Below are 23414 nucleotides of genomic sequence, written 5' to 3'. Positions count from 1 at the left end.
TTCTACCCAGAGTACAGCGATTGAAACAAAAGTACGCAGCACCATTAGTAATAACCGTTTTTGCCGTAGGGCACTTCTAAAGTGTTATCTTGTTGGCGAGTCGGCTGACCGCACATTTCATCGTAAGCACTGCTATGGCGCAGTACCATGGCGTGATAGGCAATATCATTGAACAGCTTTTGAATATGCAATGGGCTATTGGCTTTGAGGATCTCGCCTCGAGGGTCTTTGACATAGTATTCAATATTGTTGATTACTACCGATACTTGATACAACGCCATATCCAATGAGTGGATCACTACTTTTTGAATCGGTTGATGATGCTGCAGGTTAGTAAAGTCGATACCCATGATTTGCTCCAAACATTAAGGTTTAAAGCTATACGTAAGCAAAGGCCATGGCGATTAAAGCATGCTATGATGGCCTTGTCCTTTAGTTACAGTAATAATCATGTCACCGCCTATTCGTGTCGCTAAGTTTTTATCTCATGCTGGCGTTTGCTCACGCCGCCAAGCCTCAAGGCTGATTACCGCCGAGCGAGTGAGAGTCAACGGTGCCTTGGCGCAACACATTACCCATGTCAGTCCCTATGACCATATCACTGTGGATGGCGAGGAAGTGCTGGGGCTGGCGCCGAAACGTTATTTTGCTTATCACAAACCGGTGGGCATTGATTGCAAGCTGCAATCACACAACTCTCATAGTCTTATTCATCACCTCCCAGCTGGACCCCGTGTTTACCCGGTTGGTCGCCTTGATAAAGACTCACGCGGGTTACTGATACTGACCAATGATGGTGCGCTGTGCCAACGCCTCTCACACCCCGACTTTGCGCATCAAAAAGAGTATTGGGTTGAAGTTGATAAACCATTAAACCCCGAGTTTTTTGTGCAAATGCGCAGTGGCATTACTCTGGGCGAACACACGACGCGTCCCTGTGTTTGCGAACCTCTTTCAACAACTCGCTTTAAAATCATCCTGACCCAAGGGCTTAATCGGCAAATTCGTAAAATGGCGAAGCACTGCGGCTACCGGGTTATCGACCTTATGCGTGTGCGTATAGGAGACTATGTACTGCAACCCGAGCTGATCAACGAACACCATTTTCAAGCACTGACAGCGGAGCAGGTGTACGGATTACAAAAATAACTTGACGACATTGACTACAAGTGTAATCTTTAGCTTAAGAATTACATTTGTGAGCAATACTATGATCGAGTTGTCGAAAGCCGAATTTGCCGTTATGGAAGCCCTTTGGCAAGGCCATCCAGCGAAAGCCAGCGAGGTGGTTGCACGCCTGAGCGACGACACCCAGTGGCATGAAAAAACCATAAAAACGCTGTTAGGCCGACTAGTAAAAAAACAGGCGGTCAGCTTTGAAAAACAGGGTCGTTTATACAGTTACACACCCACAATTGGCCGCGAAGAATATACCCTCAAGCAAAGTAAAAGCTTAATACAACGATTTTTCAGTGGCCGTATTGCGCCATTAGTCAGCGGTTTTGCGAAAACAGAGCAACTGTCACAGCAAGATATCAACGAACTCAAAGCCGTTATAAAAGAGTGGGAAGACCAACAAGGAAAGTAATATGTTTGCCTGGATCATCGCCCAACAAGCTTGGCTCTCTGCGTTGTTAATAACACTTGTTATTGTCGAGCGCTATGCCCTTAAATCATTGACCGCCCGTTTTATATACGGCCTGTGGCTTGTGGTTCCTGCAGCGCTCATAGCGCAACATGTTGAGCTCAGTCAGTCAGTGGCATCACCCACAGTGCTAAACAGTTACATCGTGACGCCTCTGCAGCAAGCGAGTACGCACGTTAGCATGAATTGGGAAATCGCTTATTGGTTTGTGGTCACAGTGTTATTGCTAGGTGTTTTCTTGCAGCATGCACAGTTCCAACGCCGCATAGGCGCTAAACTGACCAGCACTGTCAGCGTAAGTAATGCATCACTGCCTATATACGAGAGCGCAAAAATAAGCTCCCCCATGCTTATCGGCTTTATAAGGCCACGTATTGTGCTACCTAGCTATTTGGTAACACAGCATAACCCCGACACCTTAGCTTTGATGATTGAACATGAGCATGTGCACCTAAGACGCCATGACAACATCATTAATGCCGCTGCGTTAGGTTGTGTGATTTTAATGTGGTTCAACCCACTAACATGGCTAGGATACTTCAGCTTAAGACGCACCCAAGAGCTGGCCTGCGATGAACTGGTATTGGCAAAAAAATCGGCCACACAGCGCTTGCTGTATGGCAAATCCATGGTCGAGTGTGCGAGTCGTTCGCAACTGCACAGCTTGGCTTATTCATACTACGGAGATAAAAACATGATGTTACAACGCTTACATAATATGCAATCGGCGAATCGGGGTCATATCGTCGCTAAAGTACTGAGTATTTTACTCGCATTCGCGAGCCTAACGCTGATTGCCACAACACAAGCAGGTGAAGGGCACAATCAAGACAAAACCGACCAACCGCAAGCAGTGATGCGCATAGAACCAAAGTACCCAATTGAGGCTGCGGAACAAAACATTTCCGGTTCTGTGGTTTTGCGATTCCAAATTGCGCAAGATGGTTCGGTGAACAATGTCACGGTGGTGAAATCACAGCCGGCCCAAGTGTTTGACAAAGAGGCGGTGCGTGCGCTTGAACAATGGCAGTACCAGCCTTATTCGGATCCTGAGCATGAGCACCTAGTGCAACTTGATTTCAAACTCAGCAACGACGTGCAATTGCCTGATTTAACCGAGCGCATTAACGTCACTTCGCACTAATTCGCGACCAACAAAAACACAAAGCAAGCCCCTTAAATTAGGTGCTTGCTTTGTGTTTTTCGTTAACACCAGAAAAGTGCTAAATACTCAGTGCGATCATAGCAATGGGACAGGCATAGGAAACCGCCCAAATTAATGAGCGCAACAAATGTAAATCAAACCAATAGCAAAGACAGTACAACACCCGTGCAACAATATAGCTGATAGCTAAGGTATCCATAACTGCGGCTTGCTTATTGGCGCCAATTATCACCGCTAATGCCACAGCAAAAATAATCAGGGACTCGAAGCTATTTTGGTGCGCTGCTAATGCTCTTGCACCAAAGCCGGTAAGCGCGTGTTGTTGCGCCCTAGGATGGCGATTATCGTACCCCCCTTGCTGGTTCTGCGCCCAAGCGAGCGGCGCTTTGGCAAGTATAGGTAACACACAGGCGATCAACGCACACACAACTAATACACTCATAATCGTTCCTTTTTAAAGGCCACAGGCTTGGTACTACCCTAATCCAATGATAAGCCCGGTGCTAGGTTATTGTTTTTTACGCATCACAGCTCCTATTTTAGCCCCTAAAACAGACACCAAGGTTAAATAATTGTAAATTTCAGCTTGCAATTGTACCTCTTTAGTCTATTTTCTGATCGGAGGTCACACCTCTACCCTGATGGAAATAACAATCAACAGGAACACACATGAAAATAAAACTAATCTCTCTCGCGCTTACGCTCGGAATGAGCCAAGGCGTTTTCGCAACTGAGGGCGTTGCCTTCATTCACGGCACAGGCCAGCAAAGCGATGCCTATAACGACTACTGGACCAGTGGTTTTGTTGATAAGGTGCGTCAAGGCATTGCCAACCCCAATAACTTTACGGTGATTAATTGTGACTTTGAGCAGTTTATGTGGGCCGAAGGCGCCGCAGGTTGCCTAGCCGACTCATTAAACAGCTTTATTGCCAACAAAAATATTACTGATTTAACGCTGATCACTCATTCAAACGGCGGCAATGTAGTGCGTTGGATTCTCTCCAACCCCACGTGGGATAGCCGTTACCCAAGTATCATCAATAAAGTCAATCACACCATCGCCTTGGCCCCTTCCAGTGGCGGCACCCCTTTGGCCGATGCGGTGATTGCCGGTAACACCTTTGAACAAGGGTTAGGTTGGATCCTCGGCTACGGCAATGACGCAGTAAAACAACAACAAGTGTCTTGGATGGCTGCTTATAATGCCGAGTGGTTAAAAGGTACGCCGAATCGCCCAACCCTCCCCTCACGTTTTGAAACCGTGATCGGCAGCGACGTTGAATCTGCGGTGTGGGATTCGGATAGTTATTGCGGTGGTTATCAAAATCAAGTTGGCCTAGAGGTCACGCAAAACTGGCTTGATAACTGCTCCGACGGCTTTCTGGAGTGCAGTTCTCAAGCTCTAGCGGGCTCGGTATGGTTTACCGATAAATCACGCACCCGTGGCAGTGAGCCACTAAGCCACCAGCAAAGTCGTCGCGACTGCTTTGGCCTGGGCGATATGCTGAAAAACAGAATATAGGAGCCAGACATGAAATACACACTAACCCTGAGTGCTCTGGCGATGATGACCAGCGCCGCAATGGCCAATGAACAAACCATATATCAGTGGCCTAATGTATATCAAGGCGACAACACCAGCTTGCAACAGTTAACAAAAAGCAGCCATGAATACTGGCAAACGGTCAGTGGTCGAGAGCTTAAACAAGGTGTGGCTGTGCACGTAACCCAAGCCGACCACCTCATCCGCGTTGCGCCAAAAGCGCGTTTTGACAGCGGCACAGTGATTAAACCGCAGCAGTTGCAAATGGATAAACTGCAACTGCGAGATGCAAAAACTAACGCCACACTGGCGCTAAAAAGCATAGCTGCACAGCAACAAATGCACCAAGCGGGCTTTAAAGATGGCAGTGTTGCCATTCAACTCAAAAATGTCAGTGCGCAGGGCAAACCGATGCTGCAAAGTACTCAGCCACTGGGTGACGATGACCAATACTTAGTGCATGTAGTAGAGAAAGACTCCCCCTATGCACTGAAAGCCGAAGCTGATTTCAGGGTCGATGAACAACAGCGCTCCCTCGCGATGGATTTATCTATAGCGCAGCAGGGCAACGCTAGCAAGGCTGCCAACAATGTTTCGCTGCGCGTTCACAGCCCAGTGAATGAACAACTATCTGCTCGTTACGCCAATGGTAAAGTGATTTTCAGCCAGCCGTTACAGCATGTAGGAGCGGCGCAAGGGTTTTATGAAATAGAAGCCGATACCACGGTAAACATTAACGGCCAACAGGTTAAACGCACCATAAAACTGCCTTTTGTTTATAGTAAAGACACTATTACCATGAAAACCGCAAAAGTCAGTGCGCTCGGTAATAACCGTTTCCAAGCCAGCGTACCGGTGAATGTGAGTGATGAAGGCCGTTACGCGATTCGCGCTACGCTGCAAGGAATGGTAGCAGGTAAGGCAACCAAACTGGCTACTGTCGAGGTCGCGAAAGCGATAAAAGGTGTTGATACTTTTACCCTGCCTTTCGATGTTGCCACAGCGGCAACGGGGCCATTCAAGTTGGTGGATGTTGAGTTAAGTGACCACACTCGGATGCTGAAATTCACCCCCACACAGAAGTTTGTTAAAGGCCCGGTAGCCGGGTTTTAAGCGCACGATGATATGCACCCAATATCAGGCTTGGCTTGGTATTGGGTTTACCCTACCTACGCCTACAAGCACCTTGGGGTAGTTATTACCTTGGTTAATAATGAGTATCTAATTTCCTCATTCGCCAACGCTACAACACCATGATAACTTAAAGTTTTTCTTGTTGGTTGAATTCATGGCTTGGGTGTTGTTGACATTGTTAGCGGCCTTTTCGCAAAGCTGGCGCAACGCTCTGCAGAGCCAGCTGAGTTGCCATACCTCCAGCCTTGCGGTCACCCTCGCACGGTTTATCGTTGCCGGCCCACTCGCTGGTGTTTATCTTGTTGTACTTTACCAAGTCCAACCAACCCAACTGATCACCCCATCACCGACCTTACTCTACTACGTCGTTGGCGCAGCGCTGATGCAAATACTCGCCACCGCCTTGATGGTACGGTTATTCAAAATGAACAACTACGCTGTGGGCGCAGGGCTGGCAAAGAGCGAAGCCTTGGTCGCGGCTATTTTAGGTATGTTATTTTTTGGCTCAACGCTCTCGTTATTGGGCTGGTTTGGGGTTATTCTCGGTGCTATTGCGGTCATGCTGTTGTCGGGCCCAAGCTTACGCGCTCTCAATGGGCCAACGGTGTTGCTTGGGCTTGCCTGTGGCAGTAGCTTCGCCCTCACCTCTTTATGGGTGCGCCAAGCGAGCCTCAGTTCGGGACTGACCTTTCCGCATAGTGCTGCTTGGGTGTTATTGTTTGTAATTACCCTGCAAACCCTCATTTTACTGGCCTATCTTGGCTATAAAGATCGGCCCGCATTATTAAGCTTATGGCGATATCGGCGACTAACGGCTTGGATCAGCTTAACCAGCTGCATTGGCTCTATTGGCTGGTTTAGTGCGATGAGTTTAGAGCACGTCGCCTATGTAAAAACCTTGGGCCAAGTGGAGGTGTTTTTCACTATGCTAATCTCCTATCTGTGGCTCAAACAGCCAGTAAAACGCCGTGACAGCCTAGGCCTGCTGCTGATTGCTATAGCAGCAATTGCAGTGATGTGGGGATAACATGCATGTAGGGAATGCCGAGCTAAAATATTTATATCGACTACTTAATAAACGTACCCGATGTATCGAAGCCAAAAGTAGTCGACGTTCTTGTGACGTCGTCTTCATGACGCTCTGAATTATAGACGGTGATATCGGTATCACTCACTTCTATGCGGCTGATATTACTCGTCAGTGTAAAGTCGTCGATCGCTTCCAGGCTAGTGTGTTTATAAACAAATCCTTTTAAAACCAGTAGTTTGTTCCCCGAGTAATACTTCACGAGCGCATAATCAACACCGTTTTTATTCACGAAAGTGATATTCGGTGTGTGCCCTTGTATCCTGGCAGCCAAAAATGGCATGTTATTCTCATTGTAACTGAGAATATAAGTGTCTTGGGTCGGCAAGCAAATTCCTGATTTATCTTTATGGAGAAGCTTTACCTGAGTAAAATCCACACCGGCTTTATTATTAACAACTTCAATAGGCTTAGTAACTTTGATAGCGAGGCAATCAGAAGCACTAACAAATTTGCTTAATAAAAGAAAAATAATCGAAGCGAAAAAGCGATAGCTCTTCATTGTTTAAATCTCCTGGTTTAACTTTAAAGGTGAGAGCAAGCATCTTCCCTTACTTGTTGTCGCTGCCCGCCTTTTCTGCGTTAGCTTAGAGCTCAGCGATTAATTGAGAAAGCCTCTGTTGTATAGGCACCGCTTTTAGGCTCAAAATTGCTTATCTCATTTATTTAATAGCCATTGTATGTAGTAGTATTCTTGGGCACGGATAGAAAAGGAACACCCCATGCAAGGAACTAAGCAGCTCACTTATATTACCCTTATCGTTATTCTCTTAACAATGTTCACTGCACAGGCTCATTCTGAAGATAAAGAGCTAACTTCCATAACGGATAACCCTGGCTTTAACTACTTTAAATCCACCTTATTACACGTTATCGAGCAAAGAAGACCTGAACTATCGGGGCAGCACCACTTTTATGTTGCTCACTACCGCGAAGGCAGCGAATACACTTATATGTTTTGGCAAGAAGCAAGGCTGTTTTGGGTTTTACACCTAGGTACCCCAGAGGAATATGGTTGGATGTCAATGCTATTACCTAGTAGTGGCGAGTTACTGCATATTGATAAGGATGTCGTCGCCACTCAAGAGGAGGTGGGCGCAAGCACTTATATGGTAAGCCAACAATGGATAAATGATAAAATTTTTAAGTGTGTGGTCGACGGTGATTTAATCACCGTGACCTACCCTTAGTTCGCCACCTTTAAGGTAATCACTCCAGCGATAATCAATAACACGCCGAAATAACGCATTAATGATGAGCTATCGCCGTAGAAAAACACCCCAACCAAGAAGGTGCCTGCGGCGCCTATGCCTGTCCAAACCGCATAGGCTGTGCCAATTGGAATGGTTTTTTGCGCCAGCCAAAGTAAAAAGCCACTAACACCCATAAATACAATTGCCATGGCTATCCCTAACCAACGCGTTTGTGGCTCCTGAGCCAGTTTTAACCCCACTGGCCAACCAATTTCAAATAACCCTGCGCAAATCAAATACAACCACGCCATCAAGAGGCTCCTTTAACTAACTTTACTTGGTACAGATCATCGCGACGATCCTTAAGGTTGCGCACTGTGCCTTCACTGTGGAGGATTTTCAACTTATCCATATCAAGATCAGAGAACAACAACATCTCAGTGTTAGGCGTGGCTTCGTTCAAGCAAGCATCATGAGGAAAAGAAAAATCCGATGGCGTTAATACCGCAGCTTGCGAGTACTGCACGTCTAAACTTTCCACTTCCGGTAAATTACCCACACTGCCTGCGATGACTACATAGCATTCATTTTCAATGGCGCGCGCTTGGGCACAATGGCGCACGCGTAAGTAGCTGTTTTTGGTATCAGTCCAAAAGGGTACAAAGAGAATATCTAGCCCCTGCTCGGCTAGAATACGCGCCAGTTCGGGAAACTCTACGTCGTAGCAAATCTGAATTCCTACTCGTCCGGCATCAGTGTCAAATACCGCTATTTTATCACCGCCTTGGATCACCCAATCATTGGCCTCATGAGGTGTAATATGGATTTTGCGTTGTTCATCCACTTTACCACTGCGATGGCACAGATAACTGACATTATAAATAGTGTCATTCTCAGCAACCGGCATTGAGCCGGTGATAATATTGGCGTTGTACTCCACCGCCATACGCGACATCGCATCAACGAGCGTGCTGGTATACTCAGCTAAAAAGCGAATCGCCTCGGTCTGGCTGCGATGTTCTTGTATGCCCATCAACGGCATATTGAAAAACTCAGGGAAAAGGATGAAATCACTTTGGTAGTCGGAAACGGTATCGACAAAATACTCCACTTGCTTAAGCAGCTCATCGACGCTTTCAACACTGCGCATCTGCCATTGCACCGCACCCACACGAACAATCGATTTGGTGCTTTCAATAACCGTATCGGTAGGCTCAAAGAGAATATTATTCCACTCCAGTAAGGTGGCATAACCCACCGATTCTTCATCCTCTGGCAGATATTTCTTTAACAGCCGCTTGACCTGAAAGTCGTTGGCAAGCTGAAAGCTGAGGATTGGGTCATACACCTCCTTCCTATCCACTTTTTCGATGTATTCCATAGGCGACATCTGGGCGCGGTAGTTGTGATAGAGCGGTATACGACCTCCGGCTAAAATAGCCCTTAAGTTATACTGCCGACATAGCTCTTTACGCGCATCATACAAACGTCTTCCTAAACGCATGCCTCGGTGACTCGCGGCAATCGCCACATCTAAGCCGTACAATGCATCGCCATTAGGGTCGCTAAACACTCGGTCATGGCCATCGACGATATCATCATAAGTATGAGGGTTAGAGAAGCGCGCATAGTCAACCTGCACACTGAGGGCGATGCCTACTAACTGCTCATCATCAACAATGCCAATTTGCCCTTCAGGAAACTGGTCAATCAAACGGAAAATCGTGTGGCTAGGCCAGGCACCACCTAAATCGGGGTAAGCTTCGTCCATCAGTGTTTTAATCTGTGGGTATTGCTCTTTGGTCAGATTACAAATGGCTAAGCGGGTTTTTTCTACCGACATCATTCCCTCCCATGGGCACTGTAAAACTCTATTGTGGTGTTAGTGCTGGCAAAACAAAAGAGCCAATACACTTATTCGCGATGAAATGCGTAGCGATTAATGTTGGAAAACGCCATCATAATATCTCGCGCATAGTTAACTCTAGGATGTGCCAACGCGCCTTTGCGCCAGGCCAGATAAATATTGTTTTCCGGTCCTTCGGGGCCCAACTGCACCAAACGTCCACTGCGAATATCGTCATGACACAAGTAGTCCGGCAACACCGAATAACCCACGCCGGTGCGCACAATCCCCGCCAGGGCACGAATATCAGGGCAGGTCGCTACGATTGGCGAACGACAATGAGCTTTGAAAATCACATCAAAATATTCTCGAATAAGCGGTAGCTGAGCATCGTAGCTCACCACTGGCAAAGTGTTTAAAACGCTGGCATCGATTGGTGCTTGGGCAAGCGCATCGGCAAGCAAGCGGTGTGCAACCAGCATCAGCCTCTCACTATCGAGCACCTGATAGTCATAGACCTTGCTATCGGGTAATGAGGCGGTAATCGCTAAATCGGCATTGCCGCTGTCCAATGCCGAATAAATTTGCTCGCGGTTACCGGGCAAGATGGTGACCGTCACATTGCCCCCCTGCAATAGATTTGCAAGCTGCGCGGAGGCCACGTAACTAATGTATTCGGCGGGCCCGGCGAGGGTAATGGTTCCTTGCACATCGGTAGAGCGACTGCGCGTTGACGCCATTTTTTGTTCTATGGCATCGAAATGGCTGCCCAACTGGGCCGCCAACTCATGCGCTATGTTGGTCGGCTCAACCCCGCGATGACGGCGCGTAAAGAGCGATTTTCCCACGGCCGACTCCACTGTTTGAATATGCGCTGTCGCCGCAGGCTGTGATAGCCCCAGATTTTTCGCCGCTCGAGAGATATTCAAACAGCGATAGACTTCAACGAAGGTTCGTAATTGCACAAAGTAAGACATAAATTGATATCAGATATTTTATACCTAACCCAAATTAAACTGAATTCTGCTTATTATAGCCCTCCGCTATACTTGTCTCATCCTAAACTTGAATGGAGCAAGTATGCGTATCAAATCAATTACCACCCTAATCGCCACTGTGGCGACCTTACTAACCACGGCGACCGTTAGCGCCAATAGCAATGCAGAGCAAGTGCTGGTGCTGCTCTCCAGTGAAACGCACATGACCCTCGCCGATGGCAGTACCTATGAAACTGGGTATTACCTCAATGAATTTGGCGTACCCGCTGATAAGTTACAAAAAGCGGGCTATGAGTTAGTGCTTGCAACACCGAAAGGGAACGCCCCACAGGTAGACGAAAACTCGGTCAAAGCCATGTACTTTGGGGGTAATGAACAAGAAATGGCACGTATTGAAAAGGTCGTAGCGAACTTAAACGGCATTAACGACACCTTGAGCCTCACGCAAGTGATCGACAACGGCCTAGACCAGTATAGCGGCGTATTCATTCCTGGTGGTCACGCACCTTTGATAGATTTGGCCAATAACCCAGAAGTAGGCACCATTTTGGCGCACTTTCATCGTCAGCAGAAACCTACGGCGGCTATTTGCCACGGACCTATCGCGCTGTTATCAGCACAGCAAAACCCCAGCGCTTACGAGCAAAAGATTGCCTCAGGGCAAAACGCGTCAGCCACAGACTGGCTCTATGATGGTTACCGTATGACTATTTTCTCAAACCCCGAGGAAGCCAGCTTTGAAGCCTCGTTGTCAGGTAAAAAACTACGGTATTATCCAGCCAAAGCCATGGCCCAAGCCGGTGGCGATATGAGCTTTGCCGACAAATGGCAACCTAATGTAGTGGTTGATAGAGAGCTGATCACCGCGCAAAACCCTTTTTCCGATAACAAACTTGCCGATGCACTTATTTCCGCATTGCGTCAACGTAGCCAGTAGGGTAGTAACACCATGTTAAACTTTGAATTTAAAAACACCACAGATATCCTCTTTGGCGAAGGCCAAAGCAAGCTTATCGCCGAGCGCCTTAATAGCAATGACAAGATCTTATTGCTATACGGTGGCGGTTCAATTAAGAAAAACGGCGTTTATGACGATGTCGTCGCCGCCCTTGCCGGGTTCGAATTTGTTGAGTTCGCTGGAGTGGAGCCTAACCCCACCTATGAAACTCTCAGTGAGGCTCTGCAAGTGGTCAAAGAACAAGATATCAACTTTATTCTTGCCGTTGGCGGTGGCAGCGTGATCGATGGAGCGAAATATCTTGCCGCAGCAGCGCACTATCCTGGCGATGGTTGGGATATTCTCGTTGAAGGGGCTGAGGTAACAAGCGCGCTGCCTATTGGCGCCGTGCTTACACTGCCGGCCACGGGATCAGAGAGTAACGGTAATTCGGTGGTTACCAAAAAGGCCACACAGCAAAAGCGCGCATTTGGCTCGCCGTTAGTGCAACCCCAATTTGCGGTGTTAGACCCAACTTACACCTATTCGCTGCCCACTCGGCAAGTGGCTAATGGTGTGGTTGATGCCTTTGTCCATGTGATTGAACAGTACTTAACCTACCCGGTGAACGCGCCGCTGCAGGACCGTTTTGCCGAAGGCATTTTGTCGACTCTTATTGAGCAGGGCCCGCAAGCGCTAAGTACACCGCATGATTACGCTGTACGGGCTAATATCATGTGGTCAGCGACCATGGCACTTAATGGTTTAATTGGTAAAGGCGTGCCGCAAGATTGGGCCACGCACATGATAGGCCATGAGCTGACAGCGCTTTATAACCTCGACCACGCGCAAACTTTGGCCATTGTGCTACCGGCGCTGATGTTTGTGAAAAAAGAGCAAAAGCGTGAGAAAATCATGCAGCTAGGACGGCGAGTCTTCGCTTTAGAGAACGCCGATGAAGAGGCACTCATCGATGCCACCATCAAAGCGGTGCAAGATTTCTTCGAGCAGATGGGGGTGAAAACCCGCCTCAGTGATTACGGATTAGATAGCCAAGCGGCTAGCGAAGCAGCTGAGAACCTGCGTCGCAATGATTTGCATGAACTCGGCGAACACGGTGATATTACCCCTCAAGTTGCCCAGTCCATTCTCGAACTGGCACACTAAGGTGATAGGGCCGCCAAGCGGCCCTTACTTATCAATCTTGCTAGCTGTCCATCTGTGTCGGCATGACATGCACCTCACGCACATTCGCCCTAGCATCAGCGCTGATAGCATAGTAAACCGCGTCGGCAATATCGTCAGCGGCAAGCTTATCCGGTTTCGGTTCGTCGAAAAATGGCGTGTCCACCATGCCCGGGGTGATAGTGGTGCAACGCCCCTGCCACTGAGCCATTTCTAGCGCCAGGTTTTGACCAAAGCCATAGGCAAACCACTTACTCGCGCCATAAATAGACCCCTTCAATGGCATGCGCCCAGCAACCGAGCTAGTAAGAATGAATTGCCCTTGGGTTTTCCGCAAATGTGGCAAGCTGGCATGAGCGGTATATAGCAAGGCATTAATATTAATGTCTATCATCTTCTGCCATTGCTGTGGGTCGCCCTTTTCTGTACCCGCTTTGCTCACTCCAGTACCGGCATTAGCAAAAGCCACATCCAAGCGCCCATAATGCATCACCGTACGCTCAACAACATCTTTAAGTGCATCATAATCGGTGGCATCACAGGCAAACGCTACGGCAAAGTCTTCGCCAAGCTCTTGTACCAACTGAGTAAGCTTATCCTCACTGCGGGCGGTCAATGCCACCTTATGCCCCTCAGCCACAAGTTTACGTGCCGTGGCTTCACCAATGCCGCTGGAAGCGCCAGTGATCAACACAATTTTCTCGCTCATACACTCTCCTTTTAATTAAACTGACCTTATAGACCTTGGGGGGTTACAGGCAAAAACAACCCACTTGTGCAAAAACCTTGGCTTTGCTAGCGTGTCGCAACCACCATTGCACTGCCATAACCATGCATTTTATCGCCCTAACCGCTGAATTGAACGACACCATTGCTGAGCTATTGCACCGCTTTAATGAGCTTAGCCAAGAGCAACAACACCTTGCCCGAGTGTTAGCCGCCATTTATAAACCGATTGAGTTGCATGCCCTGACACGCATTGTGCAGCATCCGGACATGGCTGCAATCGCGCACTTCAGCGACAAAACCTTGAAACATGCCATTACCGAGTTAAAAGCCTTAGAACTGGTGCAGCAAAGTCGCCACGGCGTGGTCATTAACCGTTTAGTCGCCAATTCACTGGTGCGCAGCGCCATAGCTAAAAATCATTACTTGGCGATGCTGACCGCTGCCGAGACCGTGGTTCCGGTGTTGAGTAGTTACCAGTGGCAAGAGCAAACCGCCGATCAGCGTCGCCTTATTCGCGATATGTATTTCCTTGGTGAACACAAGCGGGTGATGGAGCTGTTGGCACTGCCTAAAAATCCACTACAACTTGATTGGCAACAAAGTCCGGCGCTGTGCGGCTTGGTGTTCTATCCCTTTAACCTTGATGAGTTCAAGACCCTGGATGCACGTTTACAGTATCAAGCCTTCGCCACCCTACTGGCAGCACATCGGCAACAAGGCCAAAGCACGGCAGTACTAGTGCAATACTTGCATCAAGCTTGTGTCGCAGTGCCGGACAACACCTGGCTACACAATCTAAAGGCGGAGCAATATCTATGGCGTGGCGATATCACTCAACTCGCGGCCCATATTAATCCGCAAGATACCGAGTTATATAGTTTATTACTGCAAGGCAGTGCTGCTTTTTTACAACAACAATTCGCAGCAGCGAAGCAGTTATTTGAACAGGCACTACAGGCCAAAAGTCGATATCAACGGCGTAAAAAGCAATACCTGGAAGGGATCTACGGGCTTTTTTACCAGCTCACCTTGCTCACTCTAGGCAGTGGCCAAGACCGCAGCCCCTTGCAGACCCTAGAGCAGCAACTGGATCACCAACAACAAGACAAGCAACGCAGCGAATTTGCACTGACTATCGAGTTGGTTTTAAGGCGCTTTATGCATCATCTCAAAGGCCGTGATAGTTACCAATTTCGCGCCGATTACTTGGGGTTCTGTCGCAAAGGGGAGTTGAATTATCAGCTTTATGTGGTGTTTGCGCTGGCAGCGTACCGCTGGAGTTCGCAATCACCGGAGCCGTGGTTATTAGCGCTCAAAGACCCAGCTCAACGCTTCTTCGAACATAGCCAATGCCAGCTATTTGGCGCATTTTTACAGCAGTTTGACGACTTATCTACCGACGTTCCCATCAATATTGCGCATTTACTCCGAAGCCAAGAAAGCTGGGATATCGCCCTTGAACAGCTGCTTGCACTCGATACTCAAACTGACAACACACGCGATGAAGACACTCGGTTAGTATGGCAATTAACCTCTGAGCGTTTTGCAGCAACACTCAAACCAAAACAACAAAAACGCAGTAAACATGGTTGGAGTAAAGGCAAAGCCGTGTCGTTACAGCGCCTGCATAAAGAGCCTCAGAGCTTTAACCTGAGCCACCAAGACCAGGCTATCTGCGCCCAAATCGACGTGCGCACCGGCCATGACTTCTACCGCAGCAAAGAATACCATTTACCCCTTGCCAGCGCCCTACCCTGTGCCGTCGGCGCCGACAATATTGTTGATGAGCAAGGCCATGCTTTGGAGCTGGTGCAGCGCGAGCCTAGCCTCCGCATCGTCACCCATGGCGAGGAGCTTAGCCTCAGTATCGCCCAGTTGCCCACCCAGATTTATCAGGCAGAGCCGCCACTTACCTCGGTACGTATGCCTCGCCCTGGGGTGTGTGAGTTCACCATTTTTCAGCAACAGCATCTGCAAGTGGTTAATATCGTTGGCGAAGCGGGGCTCACCATACCCAGTCACGCGAAAGCAAAAGCACTGCAAAGCATCCGCGCCATTGCGCCATTGATAAACATCGAGTCAGACATCGATGGCATCGGCGAAGCACTCATACAAACAGAACCCGCTGCTGAATTGGTGATCAATATTACCCCTTTGGCGTCGGGGTTAAAGTTCGACTGCGTAGTGATGCCTTTTGGCGAGCATGGCCCAACCATGAAGCCAGGGGTGGGCAGCCGCAATGTCAGTGCTCATATTGACGGCAAGCGTATTGCTCTACAGCGCGATCTCGCCTACGAACAACGTTTGCTCGAGCAACTCGATGAGCATTGCAGTGATTTCCAGGCCATGACCGACACCAGCTTGTCACAACCCGATTGGCAACCTGCGTTAGTCACTTTAGAGCAATTGCAATTGGCGTTAGCCAACCAACACCCTGATTTACCGCTCAAGCTGCGCTGGCCGCGAGGAAAAGCTATTACCCTAACACAGCCACTAAAAAGTGAGCATTTACAACTCAGTATCAGCCAAAAAAATGAGTGGTTTGATATTACCGGCAGCGCCACACTGGACGATGGTAAGGTGCTGGAGTGGCAAGCTTTGATCACCGCTTTCGCCACGAGTGGGGGGCGCTTTATTACCTTGGAAGATAATCGTATTGTGGCGCTCAGCGAGCAGCTCAAACAGCAGCTCGAAGTGCTCAGCGGGGCGGCAGATCAGGGCTTATATCACCCGCTAACCAGCCGCTTAATTCGCGACCATACCACAGGTATGCGCATGCAAACTGTGCCTGGGTGGGAGCAATTAGATCGCCGCATGCGTGAAGCCAATACGTTACAGCCGCCACTCCCCAGCACCTTTCAAGCACATTTACGCGATTATCAATTGCAAGGTTTTGACTGGGCCATGCGTCTCGCCCACTGGGGTGCGGGAGGATGTTTAGCCGATGATATGGGCTTAGGTAAAACGGTGCAGGCTTTGGCGGTGTTAGTTGCCCGCGCCGGGGATGGCCCAGCGCTGATCATTGCCCCTACCTCGGTGTGCTTTAATTGGCAGCAAGAGGCGCAGCACTTCGCTCCGACCTTAACGCTAACACAATTCTCAGAACTAAAAGATCACCAGAGCAGAGCTCAAAAAGTTCAGGCGCTTGGCGCCGGCGATGGTTTAGTGATCAGCTACCAGCAACTACAGCGTCATATTGAGTTACTTGAGCCCATCCGCTGGCATAGCATTATTGCCGACGAAGCTCAGGCGTTAAAAAACCCGCTGGCCAAACGCACTCGCGCTGCGTACGCCCTAAAAGGCGAATTTAAACTGATCACCACAGGCACCCCCATTGAGAACAACCTCACCGAATTGTGGAGTTTGTTTCGCTTTATTAACCCTGGTTTGCTGGGCAACTTAAAACGCTTTAGTCGCCGCTTTACCCACGTCATTGATAATGCCGAGCAGGAGCCGGCCAAGGCCTTAAAGGCACGCCGGGCGCTCAAGGAACTGATCAAACCTTTTATGCTACGCCGCTTAAAGTCGCAAGTTTTGCAGGAGCTGCCGCAAAAGACTGAAATTAACCAGTTAGTACCATTGAGCGACGAAGAACAGCATTTTTATGAAGCGCTGCGCCAGCAGGCCCTTGAGCAACTGCAACAACTAGAACAGCTCGATAATCCCGGTGAACAACGCATCCAAATGTTGGCGCAGTTGACTAAGTTGCGTCAGGCTAGTTGTCACCCACAATTAGCAATGCCACAAAGCACCTTAACCAGTAGTAAACTCGAAGCCCTTGATGAACTACTACAGGAGCTACTTGAGAATCATCATAAAGCACTTATTTTTAGCCAATTTGTCGGCCATTTGCGGTTATTGGAAGCGCATATTAAGCGCCGTGGCATCGCCTATCAATATCTAGACGGCAGCACCCCAGCCGCTGCGCGCAAAGCACGTATTGAGGCCTTCCAGCAAGGCCAAGGGGAAGTGTTCTTAATTAGCCTTAAAGCCGGTGGCTCAGGCTTGAACCTCACGGCGGCCGACTATGTTATTCATATGGACCCTTGGTGGAACCCAGCGGTGGAGCAACAGGCTTCTGATCGCGTTCACCGTATGGGGCAAACACGACCAGTGACCATCTATCGACTCATTGCCAAAGGCACCATTGAAGAAAAGATTCTCGCCCTGCATCAGCACAAGCGCGAATTAGCCGACACCTTACTCAGTGATTTTGATAGCACTGCACAGCTCAGTGTTAGCGAGATGATGGCTATGCTTAAAGACACCTTTTAACTCTGTTCCACAGCAAGCACAAAAGCCCGCTTAAATAAGCGGGCCGACTGTCTACACTGAGTTGTACTTATTGCATGGGCATCAAAACGGTGTCGATGACGTGGATGACGCCATTGTCACTTGCCAAATCCGCCGAGCTCACCACCGACTCGTCGATATACAGCGCTCCATCTTGCAGTGACAAAGTGCTCATATCACCGTTGGCCATGGTGACCATTGGGTTGTCTGAATTAGCGATATCAATGGCCGCATCAGAGCTCACCGTAGCATCAGCAACTACATGATATAAAAGTACATTTGTAAGCGCTTCAGGATCGGCTAACAGCGCATCTAAGGTCGCTTGGTCAAGCTTATCAAACGCCGCATCGGTAGGAGCAAACACCGTAAACTCGCGCTCTAAGTCTGCCAAGGTTTGCTCAAGCCCAGCCTCTTGCAACGCACTGACTAGGGTTGTGAAATTACCATCGGCTACGGCAACATCCACGATTGACTGCTCACTAGGCGGCATTAGCACGCTGTCAATCACATGAATAACACCGTTGTCAGCAGCCACATTGGCGGTGGTTACCTGCGCATTGTCAATGTACAACATGTCATTTTGCAGCGATAACGTCGCTGTATCGCCATTGGCCATGGTGATCATCGGCTGCTCTGAGTTAGCCACAGCAATGGCCGCGTCTGATTGTACTGTGGCATCAGGAAGTACGTGATAAAGCAACAAATCTGATAGCGCTTCAGCGTCGGCAAATAGCGCATCGACAGTAGCTTGGTCAAGCTGCTCAAAGGCCGCATCGGTCGGGGCAAAAACGGTAAATTCACGCTCTAAATCGGCTAACGTGGTATCCAGCCCAGTGGTTTGCAAAGCCGCCACCAAAGTGCTGAAGTTGCCATTACCGACGGCGACATCGACCACAGATTGTGCTGGTGCCGGAACTTGAACTTCACCAACAACAACAGTATCGAGCACATGGATAATACCGTTAGTAGTTTGGATGTCTGTCATGGTCACTGTGGCATCACCAAATTTTAGCGTGTCGTTTTCGCCATCAATGGTTATATCTATCTGATTGCCTGATACCGTCTGTGCTTGTTGGCCATTCAAAGAAAATGCCGTGATTGAGTCTACCGAGCCACTGACAACATGCTGCAACAAAATCTCTTTGAGCACTTCAGGGTTGGCCAGTAACGTGTCGATGGTGGCTTGCCCTAATGCCGCAAAAGCCGCATCAGTCGGAGCAAAAACAGTGAACTCCTGCGATTCGTCACTCAAGGTTGCGACCAAATTAGTCGCTTCAAGGGCCGCCGCTAAGGTGGTGAAGTCGTCGCTAGCAACCGCTGTTTCAATAATATTCATCGTTGGCTGCTGCGGTTGCGATTGTGGCGGCGTCAATACCGCATCAATCACATGGATCACGCCGTTGTTGGCGCTAATATCCGTGGTGGTCACGGTTGCCGTGTTGACCAATAGCTCGTCGCCAGATAAAGACAAGCCCAATGCTGCACCATTGACTGTCGCAATAGTTGAGCCTGCGGCATCAATTGCGGCACTTGAGCTGATCCGAGAGTCCAAAACATGATAAGTGAGAATCGCCGAGAGGGTATCAGGGTCCTCAAGCAAGGCATCAATGGTTTCTTGCCCAAGCAAGGCAAAAGCGTCATCAGTGGGTGCGAATACTGTAAATTGACTGTCAGTGTCGCTGAGAGTGGCGTCTAGCCCGGTGGCCTGAAGTGCAGCGGTCAGGGTTTCAAAATCCTCAGACGCAGCGGCAACATCAACCACTGTAGTAATGGGCGCTTCGGGCGGTTCGACGACAGCAGTATCGTTGTCATCATCATCGCTACAAGCAGTAGTAAGCGCCAACAAACCTGCTATAAGCGTTAATTTCAGATAGTCTTTCACGTTTGCTTTCCTTTTTTTTAAGTGAGACAGCAAACTCAACTACGTCGGTAACGATAATAAAAGATCAATAAAGTGTTACTTTATTTATACAAGCTGCGCCTACATCATCAACAAACAACGGTGATTCTCTCTATCACAACCACATAGTAACTATCTAAATAAATTGAGATTTTTATCGCTTTCAGAGCAAAGATAAAGCATCGAGAGTGCTCCTAACTATTGCTCAATTTTATATAAGCCTTATACAACCACATTGTAAGTGATAATTATTTTCATTATACTTAAGTTCTGTTTTCAGTTTTACTTACTACAATAACTATGCGCTACTGTTCCATTTTCTTAGCTGTAATTAGCTCTTTACCGGCTCTTACTCTTGCCAATACGGCCACCGAGCAAGATCAAGCGAATAACGATACCATAGAGAAAATTGAGGTAGTTGGTCGCGCGTTTTCTCTTTATCGGCCAACAGAGTCAAGTTTCGGTACCCGCACCAATACGCCTTTGGAAGAAATTCCACAGTCGATTCAGGTACTGCCACAAGCATTAATAAGCGATCAAGCTGCACGGCAGATCACCGATTTATACAGCAATATCGCCGGCGTTAATGCGTTTAGTTATTCAGGGGTGACCTTTCGCGGCTTTCGCCAAGACGAAATTCTCTATGATGGTGTAAAGGGCGACCCATTTAATGGTTTTGCCGTTCCCCAGCTATTTAATATTGAACAAGTCGCCGTGCTCAAAGGGCCAGCTGGCGCAGTGTATGGCAGTGGTAACCCAGGCGGCATTATCAACTATGTGACTAAAAAGCCGCAGTTTAGTGAGCAAACCACGGTAGAACTAGAGGTAGGTAATGATGATTATCTTAGCGGAGCGTTTGAAAGCACCGGCGCCATCAGTGACTCCGACGCTCATGCCTATCGCGTTGGTCTATACCGTGATAGCGAAGAGCCCTTTCGCGCCAACACCACCACCGACAACACCATTGTCGATCTGGGCTATACCTGGCTGGCCACTCACGATACCGAGCTGACGCTACAGTATACCTATATAGAACAAGAGCTAGGAGGCGCACGCTTGCGTGGCGTTCCTGTAGACGAACAAGGTAACTTCGTCACCGATATTAGTTGGAATCACAACGAAGCGACTGATTTTCAAAACGTTGAGGCCCATGTTTATCAAGCCATTATAAAACATGACCTAAATGATACTTGGCGAATGGATATCATCGCACGTTACTTCGACAACGAGGAACTACAGAATTACCATGAGCCTCGCGGCCTAGTCGATACTGACAACGACGGCGTGGCTGACTGGAGCCATCGCGAATTTCGTGATCAAATACGCGAAAATGAAGGTTTTAGTCTAACAGCCAACGCTATTGCTGAGTTGCAACTTGGCGATACGCAGCATCAAATACTGCTTGGTAGTGATTGGTATAAGCATGACTTCGCTGGCGACTACCGTACTGCACGGCAACAAAGTAAAGGCGGCCCCGTGCCCGGGCTCGACCTACACAACCCTGAGTATGGCCTGACTTCACGCGCCGACTATAACATGGACGCCATTGCCTCTCGCTTGAGCGCGACTACGCTGACGCGTTGGGGGGTCTATGCACAAGACCAAGTCGACTTAACCGACCAATGGAGTGTGACTGCAGGGCTACGTTACGATCACTTTGAAGACCGTGATGAGCTTAATCACACCGAGTTCTCCGACAGCGATATAACTTATCGTCTCGGCACCAGCTATAACATCAATGACATGTTCTTCCCTTATGCCTTGCACGGTACCGGATTTGTGCCGCAAAGCGCGAGCAATCAAGACCCTGCAGCTGGTGGCCCGTTTGACCCAGAACACAGCCGTATCAATGAGTTAGGACTAAGAACTAAGCTTTTCGATGACAGCCTCGCGGTGAACATCGCCACCTACGATATTGTTCGCGAGAATATTTTACAGCCCAGCTTGCTCGGTGATATTGGCAATGATGGCACCGATGATCTGGTGGCCTTGGGAGAAGTGCAAAGTAAGGGGATTGAGCTGGAAGTGGTGGGAGATATTACCGAGCGTTGGGTGATCACCGCAAGCTATGCATACAACGACACACGAATCACCGAATCCAGTGATAGCATTCGCAACCAAATTCCCGACAGCGACAAGTTTGCTAATGCGCCACAAAACACGCTGGGAGTCTGGACTCGCTATGAACTGCCACAGCTTAACTCATCAATTTCCGCAGGTTTAGACTATGTCGACGAGCAAATGAGCCTAGGTGGATTGCCGGTGAAGCCTTACACCATTTACAATATGGCATGGCAAACCCAGTATCAAAACTGGCAATGGCAGCTCTCGGTTAAAAACCTCTTCGACAAAGAGTATGCATCCAGCGGCTTTATTACCCGTACAGGGCACTTCCCTGGCGAGCCTCGTCGCATTTATGTGAGCGCCAAGTATCGTTTTTAAGGAATACCAGTGAGCGCTAGGCAGTGGTTTAATGTGCACTCATGGGCAGGGCTGTTTGTTGGCGCCCTGCTTTTTGTGACTTGTTTATCGGGTACTTTGGCAACGCTCAGTCACGAGCTTGAGTACCTGAGTGATAGTCAGTTTCGCGCTATCAGTGACAGTGGCGACACCGATTTTGCCGCCATTGAACGCACCTTGAATACGCATTATCCCGGTGCTCAGGTGATGTATCTAGCTCGCCATAAACAAGACTATCTCGCCACTGAAGTTCAGTTAAAAATACAAGGGTCTTTTCGCTTCGTGTATGTGGATGGTGCCACCGGTGCATTACTCGGAGAGGGGCCGTGGGCGCGTATCTCACGATTCTTGCGTAACTGGCATATGACCCTATCCATGGGCTGGACGGGGAAGCTGATCATCACCAGCTTAAGCTTACTGTTAGTGGTGTTGCTGGTGTCCAGCCTTTACGTATACCGTCAGTGGTGGCGTCACTTCTTGAAGCGCCCCGCTGCTCTCACACTTAGCAAGCGCAATAGCTGGTCCGATTGGCATAAACTCCTCGGCCTGTGGAGCTACTGGTTTATCTTGGTGATGGCACTAACGGGGTTATGGTATTTAGTTGAACACGGCCTACAAACGGCGAAGATAGATCATTATGTTGCACCGCCGCCAGCAGTGACCCAATTGGCCAATCAAAATGAAAAGAGCTCACGCCCGCCGCTCACTTTGAGTGCCGCTTATCAGGCAGCGAAGCAGGCCTTCCCAAGTTTGGATATTCGCTATATCAGCTACCCACAACACAGTCATCAAGCTATCCAAATTCGCGGTTACAACGACGATATACTGCTGCGTCTACGCGCCAATAAGGTCTATTTGCACCCGGCAACAGGAGCCATATTAGGCATTCAAAAAGGCGAGCAGCTGCCCTTAGTACCGCGCCTAAAAGACACCGCCGATCCATTGCACTTTGGTAACTTTGCCGGCCTCGGCACTAAGCTCATTTGGGCGTTCTTTGGCGCGCTGATGACCTTTGTGAGCGGTGCTGGAGTGGTGATGGGCTGGTTACGAGTGCGACGTAAAACCTCTGCTATTCGCTGGCTAGGGGTATCCGGCGTTATCGCTATTGCGTTAGTGCTTGCCTCGGTGGTTGCCACGAGTATGTCATTTAGTGTGCGCGACGTTCCGGCGCAGTTATTTTCGCCAGTGCTCGGCGTTGAGACGTAAGAGGGTGTTGCAATAGTGCTACCACTCTAAAAATAACAATTAATCCCTTAGCTATTGAGTTGAAAGTAGAAAATTAGCGATTAATCAGCTT

General features: G+C 48.8%; 20 protein-coding genes. 12 read left to right on the top strand and 8 right to left on the bottom strand.

What is annotated here, in order from left to right:
• Window positions 1-44: 44 nt before the first annotated feature.
• Window positions 45-350, bottom strand: a complete 306-nt coding sequence (locus MHM94_RS16480; RefSeq protein ID WP_235419971.1) for a DUF6482 family protein — start codon at window positions 348-350, stop codon at window positions 45-47.
• A 100-nt stretch (window positions 351-450) separates the two neighbouring features.
• Here MHM94_RS16480 and MHM94_RS16475 point away from each other — a divergent pair, with 100 nt between their 5' ends.
• The 3 genes from MHM94_RS16475 (at window position 451) to MHM94_RS16465 (ending at window position 2789) form a co-directional block, all read left to right on the top strand.
• Complete coding sequence (locus MHM94_RS16475) at window positions 451-1149, top strand: RNA pseudouridine synthase (RefSeq protein ID WP_235419972.1); 699 nt, start codon at window positions 451-453, stop codon at window positions 1147-1149.
• Window positions 1150-1210: 61 nt separating this feature from the next.
• Window positions 1211-1588 (top strand): BlaI/MecI/CopY family transcriptional regulator, encoded by a 378-nt coding sequence (locus MHM94_RS16470; protein WP_022945014.1) that lies wholly within the window; start codon window positions 1211-1213, stop codon window positions 1586-1588.
• Between the two features lies 1 nt (window position 1589).
• Complete coding sequence (locus MHM94_RS16465) at window positions 1590-2789, top strand: M56 family metallopeptidase (RefSeq protein WP_235419973.1); 1200 nt, start codon at window positions 1590-1592, stop codon at window positions 2787-2789.
• 79 nt (window positions 2790-2868) lie between these two features.
• On the opposite strand, the gene MHM94_RS16460 is transcribed toward MHM94_RS16465, so the two are convergent.
• Window positions 2869-3252, bottom strand: a complete 384-nt coding sequence (locus MHM94_RS16460; protein WP_235419974.1) for an MAPEG family protein — start codon at window positions 3250-3252, stop codon at window positions 2869-2871.
• 227 nt (window positions 3253-3479) lie between these two features.
• Here MHM94_RS16460 and MHM94_RS16455 point away from each other — a divergent pair, with 227 nt between their 5' ends.
• The 3 genes from MHM94_RS16455 to MHM94_RS16445 all read left to right on the top strand — a co-directional run bounded on the left by MHM94_RS16455 (window position 3480) and on the right by MHM94_RS16445 (window position 6516).
• Window positions 3480-4334: a hypothetical protein gene (locus MHM94_RS16455; protein WP_022945011.1), complete on the top strand. Its 855-nt coding sequence runs from the start codon at window positions 3480-3482 to the stop codon at window positions 4332-4334.
• A gap of 9 nt (window positions 4335-4343) precedes the next feature.
• Window positions 4344-5468, top strand: coding sequence for a DUF4785 domain-containing protein (locus MHM94_RS16450; RefSeq protein WP_235419975.1), 1125 nt, complete (start codon window positions 4344-4346; stop codon window positions 5466-5468).
• Between the two features lie 175 nt (window positions 5469-5643).
• A complete protein-coding gene (locus tag MHM94_RS16445; RefSeq protein WP_053911085.1) occupies window positions 5644-6516 on the top strand; it encodes a DMT family transporter in 873 nt (290 codons plus the stop codon).
• A gap of 40 nt (window positions 6517-6556) precedes the next feature.
• Here the strand turns inward: MHM94_RS16445 and MHM94_RS16440 are convergent, their stop codons facing one another.
• Window positions 6557-7078 (bottom strand): hypothetical protein, encoded by a 522-nt coding sequence (locus tag MHM94_RS16440; protein ID WP_235419976.1) that lies wholly within the window; start codon window positions 7076-7078, stop codon window positions 6557-6559.
• A 220-nt stretch (window positions 7079-7298) separates the two neighbouring features.
• Between MHM94_RS16440 and MHM94_RS16435 the strand changes: the two genes are divergently transcribed.
• On the top strand, window positions 7299-7766 hold the full coding sequence (locus tag MHM94_RS16435; RefSeq protein WP_235419977.1) for a hypothetical protein: 468 nt from the start codon (window positions 7299-7301) through the stop codon (window positions 7764-7766).
• Here the strand turns inward: MHM94_RS16435 and MHM94_RS16430 are convergent.
• The 3 genes from MHM94_RS16430 to MHM94_RS16420 all read right to left on the bottom strand — a co-directional run bounded on the left by MHM94_RS16430 (window position 7763) and on the right by MHM94_RS16420 (window position 10592).
• Complete coding sequence (locus MHM94_RS16430) at window positions 7763-8080, bottom strand: multidrug efflux SMR transporter (protein WP_022945006.1); 318 nt, start codon at window positions 8078-8080, stop codon at window positions 7763-7765. The two genes, MHM94_RS16435 and MHM94_RS16430, sit on opposite strands and share 4 nt — an antisense overlap.
• On the bottom strand, window positions 8080-9612 hold the full coding sequence (locus tag MHM94_RS16425; protein ID WP_045979388.1) for a carbon-nitrogen hydrolase family protein: 1533 nt from the start codon (window positions 9610-9612) through the stop codon (window positions 8080-8082). The genes MHM94_RS16430 and MHM94_RS16425 overlap by 1 nt, the downstream gene beginning before the upstream one ends.
• A 71-nt stretch (window positions 9613-9683) precedes the next feature.
• On the bottom strand, window positions 9684-10592 hold the full coding sequence (locus MHM94_RS16420; RefSeq protein WP_045979389.1) for a LysR family transcriptional regulator: 909 nt from the start codon (window positions 10590-10592) through the stop codon (window positions 9684-9686).
• A gap of 103 nt (window positions 10593-10695) precedes the next feature.
• Between MHM94_RS16420 and MHM94_RS16415 the strand changes: the two genes are divergently transcribed.
• Complete coding sequence (locus MHM94_RS16415; RefSeq protein WP_235419978.1) at window positions 10696-11550, top strand: type 1 glutamine amidotransferase domain-containing protein; 855 nt, start codon at window positions 10696-10698, stop codon at window positions 11548-11550.
• 12 nt (window positions 11551-11562) lie between these two features.
• Window positions 11563-12717 (top strand): iron-containing alcohol dehydrogenase, encoded by a 1155-nt coding sequence (locus MHM94_RS16410; RefSeq protein WP_235419979.1) that lies wholly within the window; start codon window positions 11563-11565, stop codon window positions 12715-12717.
• Window positions 12718-12757: 40 nt separating this feature from the next.
• Here the strand turns inward: MHM94_RS16410 and MHM94_RS16405 are convergent, their stop codons facing one another.
• Window positions 12758-13444, bottom strand: coding sequence for an SDR family oxidoreductase (locus MHM94_RS16405; protein ID WP_045979392.1), 687 nt, complete (start codon window positions 13442-13444; stop codon window positions 12758-12760).
• Between the two features lie 122 nt (window positions 13445-13566).
• On the opposite strand from MHM94_RS16405, the gene MHM94_RS16400 reads away from it, so the two are divergent.
• Complete coding sequence (locus MHM94_RS16400; protein WP_235419980.1) at window positions 13567-17739, top strand: DEAD/DEAH box helicase; 4173 nt, start codon at window positions 13567-13569, stop codon at window positions 17737-17739.
• A gap of 67 nt (window positions 17740-17806) precedes the next feature.
• Here MHM94_RS16400 and MHM94_RS16395 read toward each other — a convergent pair whose 3' ends face one another.
• Window positions 17807-19639 (bottom strand): fasciclin domain-containing protein, encoded by a 1833-nt coding sequence (locus MHM94_RS16395; RefSeq protein WP_235419981.1) that lies wholly within the window; start codon window positions 19637-19639, stop codon window positions 17807-17809.
• Window positions 19640-19957: 318 nt separating this feature from the next.
• On the opposite strand from MHM94_RS16395, the gene MHM94_RS16390 reads away from it, so the two are divergent.
• Entirely contained in the window at window positions 19958-22099 is a 2142-nt protein-coding gene (locus MHM94_RS16390) for a TonB-dependent siderophore receptor (RefSeq protein WP_235419982.1), read from the top strand.
• Window positions 22100-22108: 9 nt separating this feature from the next.
• Window positions 22109-23323, top strand: coding sequence for a PepSY-associated TM helix domain-containing protein (locus MHM94_RS16385; protein WP_235419983.1), 1215 nt, complete (start codon window positions 22109-22111; stop codon window positions 23321-23323).
• The last annotated feature ends 91 nt before the right edge of the window (window positions 23324-23414 follow it).

Origin of the sequence: Pseudoalteromonas sp. CNAT2-18.1, from assembly GCF_022347865.1 — a bacterium.
Taxonomy (GTDB): Bacteria; Pseudomonadota; Gammaproteobacteria; order Enterobacterales; family Alteromonadaceae; genus Pseudoalteromonas; species Pseudoalteromonas ruthenica.
This window is presented reverse-complemented; position numbering and strand designations above follow the sequence as displayed.